General features: G+C 57.0%; 7 protein-coding genes. All 7 read left to right on the top strand.

The genetic code is table 11. From position 1 onward, the window contains the following. The first annotated feature begins 39 nt into the window (after nt 1-39). On the top strand, nt 40-1,644 hold the full coding sequence (locus tag SH421x_RS07475) for an FMN-binding glutamate synthase family protein (protein ID WP_488854792.1): 1,605 nt from the start codon (nt 40-42) through the stop codon (nt 1,642-1,644). Nucleotides 1,645-1,739: 95 nt separating this feature from the next. Continuing rightward, nucleotides 1,740-4,217, top strand: a complete 2,478-nt coding sequence (locus tag SH421x_RS07480; protein ID WP_488854793.1) for a ComEC/Rec2 family competence protein — start codon at nt 1,740-1,742, stop codon at nt 4,215-4,217. Nucleotides 4,218-4,468: 251 nt separating this feature from the next. Continuing rightward, a complete protein-coding gene (gene rpsO / locus SH421x_RS07485) occupies nt 4,469-4,738 on the top strand; it encodes a 30S ribosomal protein S15 (protein WP_488854794.1) in 270 nt (89 codons plus the stop codon). 330 nt (nt 4,739-5,068) lie between these two features. After that, complete coding sequence (gene pnp / locus SH421x_RS07490; protein WP_488854795.1) at nt 5,069-7,297, top strand: polyribonucleotide nucleotidyltransferase; 2,229 nt, start codon at nt 5,069-5,071, stop codon at nt 7,295-7,297. 127 nt (nt 7,298-7,424) lie between these two features. Continuing rightward, nucleotides 7,425-8,165: a two-component system sensor histidine kinase NtrB gene (locus tag SH421x_RS07495; protein WP_488854796.1), complete on the top strand. Its 741-nt coding sequence runs from the start codon at nt 7,425-7,427 to the stop codon at nt 8,163-8,165. A 54-nt stretch (nt 8,166-8,219) separates the two neighbouring features. Beyond that, nucleotides 8,220-9,701, top strand: coding sequence for a sigma-54-dependent transcriptional regulator (locus SH421x_RS07500; RefSeq protein WP_488854797.1), 1,482 nt, complete (start codon nt 8,220-8,222; stop codon nt 9,699-9,701). A gap of 15 nt (nt 9,702-9,716) precedes the next feature. Next, nucleotides 9,717-11,624 carry a DNA mismatch repair endonuclease MutL gene (gene mutL / locus SH421x_RS07505; protein WP_488854798.1) on the top strand — a complete coding sequence of 636 codons (1,908 nt, stop codon included), beginning with the start codon at nt 9,717-9,719 and terminating at the stop codon, nt 11,622-11,624. Nucleotides 11,625-11,640 lie beyond the last annotated feature (16 nt).

Genomic DNA, 11,640 nt, shown 5'->3' on the forward strand with positions numbered 1-11,640 from the left:
GGTTTTCATCGCTACGGGATAAGAAGAGGCAAGGGAAAAATGTGGACCCTCATTGTTATTGGCGTGGTCGTCGCCGTTGCTTTGGTCATAACAGTGCACGATCTGTGGCAGACCAAGCATGCCATTTTGAGGAATTTTCCGATTGTGGGTCACTTCCGTTATTGGCTGGAAGCGATCGGCCCGGAGCTGCGTCAATATATTGTGACCAGCAATAACGAAGAACGTCCGTTTAGTCGCGATCAGCGAACTTGGGTCTATGCTTCGTCGAAACGCGAGAACAACTACTTTGGTTTCGGCACCGATGACGATCTAGAGTCGTCCCCAAACCATCTGATTATCAAGCACGCTGCTTTTCCGGTTCATGATCCGCATCCCGGTGAGAAAGAATTCGATCAAGAGTTCCGTATCCCCTGCGCGAAAGTGATGGGCGCCTATCACAACCGTCGATTCGCTTTTCGTCCCAAGAGCGTGGTCAATGTCTCCGGCATGAGCTTTGGCTCGTTGAGTGGGCCGGCGGTCGAAGCGCTGAACATCGGCAGCAAGCTGGCCGGCTGCTTGCAAAATACAGGCGAAGGGGGAATCAGCCCCTATCATCAGCGTGGCGGCGATCTAGTGATGCAGTTGGGAACCGGCTACTTCGGCTGCCGTGACTCGCATGGCAATTTTGACCTGGGCAAGTTCAAAGAAGTGGTCGCCGCCAATCCGGTCCGCGCTGTCGAAATCAAACTAAGCCAAGGCGCGAAGCCCGGCGTCGGCGGTTTTTTGCCGGCGGCAAAGATCACCGAAGAGATCTCGCGCATTCGTGGGATCCCGCGTGGCCGCGACTGCGCCAGTCCTTCTAATCATACCTCGTTTCGCAACGTGGATGAAATGCTCGACTTTGTCGAGAAACTGGCCGATGCTTCCGGCGTGCCGATCGGCATCAAGTCAGCGGTGGGCGAGCAGCATTTTTGGACCGATCTAGCCGAGGCGATGGCTCGTACTCATCGCGGCGTCGACTTTATTACGATCGACGGTGGGGAAGGAGGGACCGGCGCCGCGCCGCTGGTTTTCGCCGACCATGTGTCGCTGCCGTTTAAGATCGGCTTTGGCCGCGTTTACCGTGAGTTTGTGAAGTTCGATCTGCATCATCATGTGGTGTTTAACGGCTCCGGCAAGCTTGGCTTCCCTGAGACCGGTTTGTTCGCGATGGCGCTCGGTTGCGATATGATCTCAGTCGCTCGCGAAGCGATGTTGGCGATCGGCTGCATCCAGGCGCAGCGCTGCCACACCGGGCACTGTCCCTCTGGAGTTGCAACGCAAAACTGGTGGCTGAAACGGGGACTCGATCCAACGCTGAAGTCGTTCCGCGTGGCGAACTATGTCGCGACGCTCCGCAAAGAGTTGTTGCGATTAAGCCATGCGTGCGGTGTGGTCCACCCGGCGTTGGTGACGCTTGACCATTTCGACGTGCTGGACGATCGGTTGCAAGCGTTGGCCGCCACCACGTTGTTTGACCATCGGGCCGAATGGGGTTTGCCGTCGACAGAAGATCAACAGGCGATTCGCCGTATCATGACGGCGCCGCTGGATCAACGCGATTCGCTGGTCCGGCTGGAAGTGGTGGGAGCCAATCGCCCGATGCTGACCGAATCGTCCGCCTAAGCGAACAGTGACTGACGGAATTTAGTGGCGTTGGGGCCTCCTTTCGCGGTAATATTGAACGATTCCGTTTCGCCAATCGGCTATCGGACGTTCGTGTGGAACCGCCAGAGAATCCCGCATCCAATCGCCGTAACGTTGTGAATCAACCGCTGGTGTTGATCGCGGCGGCGCTGTGCGCAGGGATGATCGTGGATCGCTTTCTGAACGTCGGCCTATTCTTGCCAATCGTGATTTTGGCGACGGCGCTGGCTGGTTGGCTGCTTTGCTGGCGAAAACGCTGGGAGGTCGCAGGCTCTTGGATCGTGATGTTGGCGGTCGCGGCGCTGGGAGCTCGACTGCATGACGCTGCCTGGGATCGCTTTGCGGCGCATGACATCGCGTTCAGTGTGGGAGCAGCGTCGCAGCCGATTGCGATCGAAGCTCTTGCGCTCGACTATCCCATCGCTCAGCCGCCGGCGCCGCGGAGTCCGCTGCAAAACTTTGAACAAGAAGGCGCCGTTCGTCTGCCGCTGCAGATCACGGCGATTCGGTCAGGGCGTGGCTGGACGCCGGCTGTCGGCAAAGCGTCGCTGGTAGTCCAAGCCGAGAATCTGAACATCAGGGCAGGGGAGCACGTTCGCGTCTTTTGTCAGGCGACTCGAATCGACTCGCCCGCCAATCCAGGTGAGTTTGACTTCGCTGCTCACACGCGCGCTGATCGCATTCTGGTCTCGCTCCGTACAGGGTTCGCCGAATGTGTCGAAAGCCAAGGTAAGCCGCAGTTCGCACTTTGGAGTCTGCTGGCCGAGGTCAGACGCTATGTGTCGCGGAGCTTGGCGGAGCAGCTTTCGCCGCAAGCGGCTCCCCTGGCGGACGCGTTGCTGTTGGGAAATCGGGCCGAGGTCGATCGCCGCCTATCCGAAGAATTTGTGCAGACGGGACTCGTCCATTTGTTGGCGATCTCCGGCTTGCATTTGGGAGTGCTTGTCGGGGTGGTCTATGGAGTTTTGCGGCTTTGTATGTTCTCTCCGCCAGCGATTGCTGCGGCGGTGATTGCCTTCGCCGTTAGCTATATGTTGCTGGTCGATATGCGACCGCCGGTGGTGCGCGCTACCGTTTTGGTGGTTGTGTTTGCGTTGGGGATGTTGACCGAGCGTCGCGTCTTGCCCTGGAATACATTGGCCGCTGCGTTGATTGTGGTGGTTGGGTTGAATCCGGCCGACTTATTTCGCGTTGGGCCGCAACTATCGTTTTTGGCGGTCGCCGTGTTGATTTGGCAGGCGCCGCTATTAGTTTGGCGAATCGCCGATCCGCTGCAACGTTTGATTGCCGAAAGTCGCCCGTGGCATGTGCAAGCGATGCGTCGCGGGATGCAGGCAATCGGCGGCGCGTATCTTGCTGGTTTGGCGATCTGGTTGGTGGCGCTGCCGCTGATTGCGGCGCAGTTTCATCTCATTTCACCGGCGGCCCTGTTGTACTCTCCGCCGCTGATGTTGGTCACCTCGGTCGCGCTGGCGTCAGGCTTGGCGGTTTGTGTGCTTGCCCCCTTTTCAAGCTGGTTGGCTGGGCCGGCGGCGCTGCTGTGTGATGGCAGTTTGCATTGGCTCGCGGTTGGCGTTAGTTCGGCGGATGCACTGCCGGGGGGGCGATTTTGGGTAGCCGGGCCTGCGCTGTGGTGGACATGCGGCTGGTATCTGCTGCTGGCGGTAGCGGCAATTGCCGTGCGGCAGTTTGGTTGGCCGTTGATTCGCGGCGGCGCGATGATGGGGGGATGGTGTGCGATTGGTCTGTTCGCTGCGCTGACGTTCTCTGACTCGGCGGTCAAGCAAGAGCTGCGCTGCACGTTTGTTTCCGTGGGGCATGGAACCTCGGTCTTGATAGAGTTTCCGGATGGATCAAATCTGTTGTACGACTGCGGCCGGCTGGGTTCGCCGCATCGTGCGACCGAATCGGTTTCGTCCCTGCTCTGGTCACGTGGGGTGACGCATCTAGACGCGATCGTTGTCTCGCATGCAGACGGCGACCATTACAACGGTGTGCCAGGATTGCTAGAGCGATTTTCGGTCGGCCGCGTTTATGTCTCGCCGGTAATGTTCGACCGCGAGTCAGAGGGATTGCGCTATTTGCGCAGTTCGATTGCAGCGGCCGGTATTCCGTTGGAGACGCTCAAGGCCGGCGATCGTTTGGGGGTTGGGCAAGAGGTGAGCGTGACCGTGTTGCACCCGACAGCCCGCGGCGTGTTAGGAAGCGACAACGCAAATAGCTTGGTAATGCTGGTCGAAGCGTTCGGGCGGCGGATTCTGTTGCCGGGCGACTTGGAAACGCCGGGAATGGAAGGGGTGCTCAGGGAAGAGCCGATTGATTGTGACGTGGTCATGGCCCCGCACCATGGGAGCGCTGGAAGTGATCCGGAGCGATTTCTGGCCTGGTCGACCCCCGAGATTGTGGTTGTGAGCGGCTCTATGAGTGACCGGCAGAGAACGATCGAGAAATCGGTCGATAGGAACTTCCAAGTTTTTCATACCGCTGACAACGGAGCGGTCACGGTACGGGTAACGCCCACTGCTGCGATAGTGTCCCCCTATAAGGGCTAGCCTTGCTGTAAGTGTAGGTGTATAGGAGATTTGTGAGTTTTCAGGCAGTGACAAATGTGCAGGCGCCGCTATCTACGGTTGCAAACGGTGCTAAGACTGCTACATTAACGGGCTTATCCACACACAGTCGGCGTAAATAGACCGGAAGTGCGTGTTGCCTGTCCCGGCCTCCCAGTTGTTTGGAGAGGTGTTGGTCGAGTTGACCGGGATAGACGCTCGTGTTGGCCAAGCTACGGAAATAGTCGCAACCGATGTCGATCACGAAAGAAAAGAAGTTAGAGGTTATTCAGGGTTTCCAGCGCGCGGGCGAAGATACTGGATCGCCTGAAGTTCAAGTCGCGGTGTTGACGACTCGGATCAACAATCTGACCGAGCACATGCGGACCCACAAGCACGATTACTCGACGCGTCGCGGCCTGTTGATGATGGTCAGTCGCCGTCGTCGTTTGCTGGATTATGTGAAACGACACGATCCAGAAAAGTACTTGGAACTGCTGGCGCAGCTCAATATCCGCAAGTAGTCATCTGCTTGCCCGACGAGACGGCCTGGTCTTGTCAATATTTTCCTCTTCGCCAGGGCGCAGCACTGGTCTGCTTGCCCGGCGAAAATGCGCGTATGGATGGTTCGGACGTCGTGAATGTATGTCGATGTCACGAGAGGATGGACCGTCTGTTGATTGCTCGACAGAACTAGCTAGATGTCGATGGTCTGACGGCGCGCCGCGGTTTAATTCGTAGGTATAGATAAAGCATTTTTGGAATATGATTCTCGTCGCCCAAGGTCGTTCTTCTCTGTTGACCGAGCGGATAGTGCGCCGCGGGGATCGCAATGTATTGTTAGGAAACGGAAAGTGGAAATTATCCGAGTTGAAAAGCAGATTGGTAAACTGACCCTCTCTTTTGAGACGGGGTACTTAGCAAAACAAGCGGCAGGCGCCTGTTTAACGCAATACGGTGATACAGTAGTTTTGACGGCCGCAGCAACCGGCCCTTCTCGTCCCGGCACTGACTTCTTCCCGCTGACTTGCGACTATCGCGAGCGTACTGCGGCGGCCGGCAAGTTCCCAGGCGGTTTCATCAAGCGTGAAGGCCGACCGACGACCAAAGAAATTTTGACTTGTCGCCTGATGGATCGTCCGATCCGTCCCCTCTTCCCCAAGGGGTTTCGCGATGAAGTTCAAGTGATGGCCAATGTGCTCTCCAGCGATCGTCAAAATGATGGCGACGTGCTGGCGATGAACGGCGCTTCGGCTGCGCTTGGTTTGTCGAGCATGCCGTTTGATGGCCCGGTGGCGGCCGTTCGTTTGGCCCATATCAACAACGAGTTTGTTGTCTTCCCGACGCACGAAGAGTTGGAAGAGAGCGATCTCGACCTAATCATTTCGGGTAACAAAGAATCGGTTCTCATGATCGAAGGCTTCTCTCGCGAGATGCCTGAAGATGTCATGCTGAAAGCGATCGAGACTTGCCATGACTACATTCGCCAGATCTGCGATATGCAGATTGAGTTCCTCGAAAAGGCTGGCGCCAAGAAGTCGGTATACGAAGCTGCAGCTCCGAACCCGGCTTATCAGCCTCTGGTCGATCGTTACTACAACGATTTCAAGTCGGCCAAGCAGACCTCTGGCAAGCAAAATCGCGCCGAAGCGGTCAGCGCCCTAAAAGAACGGGTCAAAGCCGAAATGATCCCCGATCCGAGTGCGGATGGAGCGATCACCGACGCTGAATTCAAAGAAGCCTGGCACGATCTGGATGAACGAGTCGTTCGCGATTTAATCCTCTCCGGCACGCGTCCCGATGGTCGTGATGGCAAAACGTTGCGTGCGATCGAATGTAAAGTGGATGTGCTGCCGCGCGTTCATGGCTCGGCGATCTTCCAGCGTGGCGAAACTCAATCGCTGGTCACGATCACCCTGGGTACGTCACGCGACGAACAACGGGTCGATGGGCTGCAGGAAGAATACGCCAAGAAGTTCATGCTCGATTACAACTTCCCCTCCTTCTCGGTTGGCGAATGCCGTCCGATTCGAGGCCCGGGTCGTCGCGAGATCGGGCACGGCGCCTTGGCTGAACGGAGCGTGAAGCCGGTTCTGCCGAGTGCCGAAGAGTTCCCCTACACGATCCGCGTGATCTCGGACATTCTCGAATCGAATGGTTCGAGCTCGATGGCCAGCGTTTGTGCGGCGACGCTGGGTTTGATGGCGGCCGGCGTGCCGATCAGCAATCCGGTCGCCGGTATTTCGGTTGGTCTGGTGAAAGAAGGCAACGATTTCATCTTGCTGACCGACATCCTGGGTGACGAAGATCACTTTGGCGATATGGACTTCAAGATCGCCGGTACCCAAAACGGCATCACCGGTATCCAGCTCGACCTGAAGATCGCTGGCATCAGCGCCGAAATCATCAAAGCGACGCTCGAACAATCGCGTGACGCTCGGATCGAAATCCTCCGTACGATGCTGACCACGATCTCGGCGCCGAAAGATGAGCCGTCGATCTGGGCTCCGCGTTTGCTGAGCACCAAGATCAACCCCGAAAAGATCGGTCTGCTGATCGGTCCCGGCGGCAAGACGATCCGCGGGATTCAGGAAGAAACCGGCGCGACGATCGACGTTCAAGAAGACGGCACCGTGTTGGTCGCCAGCTCGACGCTGGAATGGGCCGAAGCGGCGTTGGCTCGCGTTCAAGCGATCACCGGCGAAGTCGAAGTTGGCAAGATCTATGAAGGTCGCGTCACCAGCGTCAAAGACTTCGGCGCGTTTGTCGAAATCTTGCCGGGTCGTGACGGCTTGTGCCATATCAGCGAACTGTCGAACGAATACGTTGGCAACGTCAATGACGTCGTCAAAGTTGGCGACATGCTGAAGGTCAAGGTCTTGCTTGTCGACGAGCATGATCGTGTCAAGCTGAGCCACAAAGCGATCAACGCACCTGCCGGCGAAAGCGATGGCGAAGCGCAGCCCGCTGGCTCGGGCAGCGATGGCGGTGGTCGCGGCGGAGATCGCGGAGGACGCGGCGGTGATCGCGGCGGCCGTGGTGGTCGCAGCGGTGGCGGTGGACGCGGACGTCGTGAAGACTAGTCCTGGTCTCGCTTGTTGAGAATCTAAGCGGAATGCGTTAGCTTTCCGCCCAACATTACTCGCCCGGCTTCGCGATTGCGTCGCCGGGCGTTTTTGTCGCTAGAGTACTTTTGCAGAGTTGGGATCGATGACCGGCGACTCTTCTTCCGCAGAAAATCAGACGATCAATCAGCGACTGCTCGAGCAATACAACGAGATCGCGCAGTTGGCCGGATCGCTGGCGCACGAGATTAAGAACCCGCTCTCGGTCATTCGGATGAACATGGATCTGCTCGCAGAAGAGCTCGATCCGCCGCAAACGTCGGCCGAACGTCGCGCACTGCAAAAAACGAAGATCGTGCAAGATCAGTGCATGCGACTGCAAAATCTGCTCGATGACTTTTTGCGGTTTGCGCGTCTGCGGCAATTGAATCTATTGCCCGGCAGTTTGAACGAGCAAGTCGATCGAGTGCTTGACTTTGTCGCCGCTCAGGCTGCCAAGCAAGGGATTGAGATTGTCCGGTTTCTCGACGCCGACCTGCCGAGCATCAATCTGGACGCGGAGACTCTCTATTCGGCTCTGCTGAACCTGGTCATCAATGCGATCCAGGCAATGCCCGACGGCGGCACGTTAATGGTGCGGACGCAGGAGACGCGACATGGGGTCGCCCTCGGCTTCATCGATAACGGTTGCGGCATGAACGAAGAAACGGCGTTGCATATGTTTGACGCGTTCTACTCAACCAAAGACGGGGGCTCCGGACTCGGGCTACCTCTGGCGCGGAAGATCATCGACGCGCATCATGCCCGGATTGACGTGCAGAGCGAATTGGATCGGGGGACAAAGTTTACCCTAGAATTTCCGAAGCCGGCCCGAATCGGCGGCTAAGAGTCGAGGGGATGGTTCTAGTGAGTTTCGCGTGATTCCGTTAAATTAAACGATATGACTGGAGAGCACCCCAAGTCCGAAGCTACCGACATCGCGCCGATCAATTACGGAGCGTATCGGATCTTGATTGTCGATAACGATAAAGCTCATGCGCTGACGATGTGCGAGAGCTTGGAGCGTGTCGGTTATCCCTGCACCATTGCGACCAGCGGGCCCGATGGGATCGAGCGGATCGAGCGGGATGATTTTGAGATCGTCATTACCGATCTGGTGATGAATGAGGTTGACGGGATCGGCGTTCTGAAGTCGGCGAAGCGCAATCTACCCGGCTGTGAGGTGATCGTAGTCACAGGGCACGGAACGATCACCATCGCAGTCGAAGCGATGCAGCAGGGAGCGTTCAATTTTTTGGAAAAGCCGCTTACTCCGGATAAGCTGCGAGCCGCCGTCAGTCGCGCCGTCGAGACGGTCCAATTGCGGCAAACCAATACGGACCTTCTGCAGCGTCTGGATGAGCGATTTGGCTATGAAGGCTTGATCTTCGCTGACGCACGTATGGGGCATGTGATCGATCGCTTGAAGCGAATTTCACCGACCGACGCCAGCATTTTGATCCAAGGCGAAACCGGCGTCGGTAAGGAACTAGTCGCCCAGGCAATCCATCAGAACAGTCCTCGCAAACACAAGCCGTTTGTGCCGCTCAACTGTGCTGAATTAAGCGAACATTTGCTAGAGAGCGAACTGTTTGGCCATGCGAAAGGCGCCTATACCGACGCCGCGACCGAGCGGGTCGGCCGGTTTGAATACGCCAACGGCGGCACGCTGTTTATGGACGAAGTCGGCGACATGCCGATGGCGACGCAGGTCAAACTGCTTCGCGTGTTGGAGTCCGGCGAGATCACCCGGGTCGGCGAGAACAAGCCGATCAAGATCAATGTCCGCCTGCTGTCAGCGACCAACTGCAATCTCGAAGAAGCCATCAGCCGAGGCGCCTTCCGTAGCGACTTGTATTATCGACTGCGGATTGTCACCGTGATGGTTCCGCCGCTCCGCGAACGCCGTGATGATATCATCCCGTTGATGGATCATTTCCGTCGGCAGTTCGCCAAACGGCATGGCAAAGCGGTGAAGGGGATCGATAAGGCGGTCGTCAAACGTTTCTACCAGTTCGATTGGCCCGGTAATGTGCGTCAGCTGCGGAATCTGGTCGAGAGCATGGTCGTGCTTGACTTAGACGGCGTGCTAGGGATTGATGATTTGCCCGAAGAATTGATGGACGAAGCCGACTATGTGATTCACCCCGTCGCGCTGCCGCCCCCTTCGTCGGGATCGTCAACCTCGTTAATTGGCGCCGATGGGCAGACTGGTTTGCTTGACTTGGTCGGGCAACCGATGAACGAAATCGAGAAGCGGTTTATCTCGGAGACTTTAAAGTTCACCAATCAAAATCGCGAAGAAGCGGCCAAAATATTGCAGATCGGCGAGCGGACGCTGTATCGTAAAATCAAAGAATACAATCTTCGCGGCGATAACTAGTCGCAGGAGGCTCGGATGCCGACAATACGCCAACTGCCGACCAGCGTGGTCAACAAAATCGCCGCCGGCGAAGTGATCGAACGTCCGGCGAGCGTTGTCAAAGAACTGATGGAAAACTCGGTCGATGCCGGCGCCACGCGCGTTGACGTTACGATCGAGCACGGCGGTTCTGAACTAGTACGCATCACCGACAACGGTTGCGGCATCGCCGAAGACCAGTTGGCGTTGTCGGTCGCTTCGCATGCGACTAGCAAGATTATCGATGCCGACGATCTGTTTCATGTGGGGACGCTGGGATTTCGGGGCGAAGCGTTAGCGTCTATCGCCGAAGTCAGCCAATTCCGGCTGCGCAGTCGCATTCCAGAATCCGATTCAGCCGCCGAGATGTACATCAACGGCGGTCAGTTGGTCGAAGTGACCCCGTGCGGCGCTGCGGTTGGCACGACGATTGAAGTCCGCAATCTCTTCTTTAATACGCCGGTCCGGAAGAAGTTTTTGCGGACAACGCAGACCGAGTTCGGGCATTTGAGCGAAGCGTTTACCCGCATCGCGCTGGCGTTTCCGCAGGTTCACTTCACGCTCAAGCATGGGGCGCGTCAGATTTATGATCTGCCGCCCAGCGACAATTGGCGCGAGCGTTTGGCGGCATTCTTTGGCGACGAAATTGCAACGCATCTGATTCCGATTGATAACGCGGACGATACGATTCGCCTTTCTGGCTATGTCGCCGATCCGAAGTTCAATCGCGGCAACAACAAGATGCAATTCTTGTTTTTAAACGGTCGTCATATTCGCGATCGAGCGCTGCAACATGCGTTGTCAGAAGCCTACCGCGGATTACTGCTGACCGGGCGTTATCCGATCGCGTTCCTCCGCTTGCAAATGCCGCCAGAGATGGTCGACGTCAACGTTCACCCGACCAAGTTAGAAGTTCGCTTTCAAGACAGCGGCCGCATCTACAGCCAGTTGTTGGGGACGTTGCGAACCAAGTTCTTGTCGACCGATTTGACGGCGACCTACAAGCCGGTCGACAGTGAAGACCTGCATGGCGCGTCGAGCGGCGGCGGCAACATCAACGGGCAAGATGTCGAAACTGCTGCGCGAATGCGCGAAGAACTAGTCGCGTGGGCCAAGGGACAATTGCCGGCCGATGATGAAGCGCTGCGTGACCGACGCAGCGTGCAAGAAACGCTTGACCTTGATTTCCGCTCGCAGCGTCATCCGCCGCTTGAGTTAAGTCGCTTTGATCGTGACGCGCTGGCCGTTGGCTCGTTGCAACGCAACGGCCATGTTGTTTCGCCCAATCAGCCAGCTCGCTTGGATGCTGCGCATGAGACTCCGCCGCAACCCACGCCGGGTCGAGCACTGCAACTGCATCGCCGCTACTTGGTGACCGAGACTCCAGAGGGGATGGTGGTAATCGATCAGCATGCGCTGCACGAACGGATCCTCTACGAAGAATTTCGGGAGAAAGCGCTCGCCGGTCGACTGGAAACGCAAAACCTGCTTGCCCCAGAAACCATGCACTTGTCCCCCTCCGAGTACTCAGCGGTGATGCAAGCTCAAGAGCCGTTGGCTCAACTTGGGTTTCAGGTTGAATCGTTTGGGGGGGACACCATTCTGATCAGCAGTTATCCTGCGATTCTCGACCGCCGCAAACCAAGTGAAACCTTGCGAGAAATCATCGATCATCTGGTAGGCGACGGAAAACGACCAGATCGGCGCGATTTACTGGACGAACTGCTACATATGATGTCTTGCAAAGCAGCGATTAAGGCGGGCGACCGACTTTCTGCCGAAGAAATCGACGCTTTGTTAGAACTTCGGCACTTGTGCCAAGATGCTCATCATTGCCCGCACGGGCGCCCCACATCCCTGGTTTTTACGAAAGAAGAGCTGGACCGGCGTTTTGAGAGGATTTGATTCAATCGCCAGCCCA

The sequence above is a fragment of the Blastopirellula sp. SH421 genome (assembly GCF_057808535.1).

Excerpts from the sequence above, each read along its gene's own strand:
- SH421x_RS07475 (WP_488854792.1), top strand. The coding sequence starts at position 40 with ATGTGGACCCTCATTGTTATTGGCGTGGTCGTCGCCGTTGCTTTGGTC.
- rpsO (WP_488854794.1), top strand. The coding sequence starts at position 4,469 with ATGTCGATCACGAAAGAAAAGAAGTTAGAGGTTATTCAGGGTTTCCAG.
- SH421x_RS07495 (WP_488854796.1), top strand. The coding sequence starts at position 7,425 with ATGACCGGCGACTCTTCTTCCGCAGAAAATCAGACGATCAATCAGCGA.
- SH421x_RS07500 (WP_488854797.1), top strand. The coding sequence starts at position 8,220 with ATGACTGGAGAGCACCCCAAGTCCGAAGCTACCGACATCGCGCCGATC.
- mutL (WP_488854798.1), top strand. The coding sequence starts at position 9,717 with ATGCCGACAATACGCCAACTGCCGACCAGCGTGGTCAACAAAATCGCC.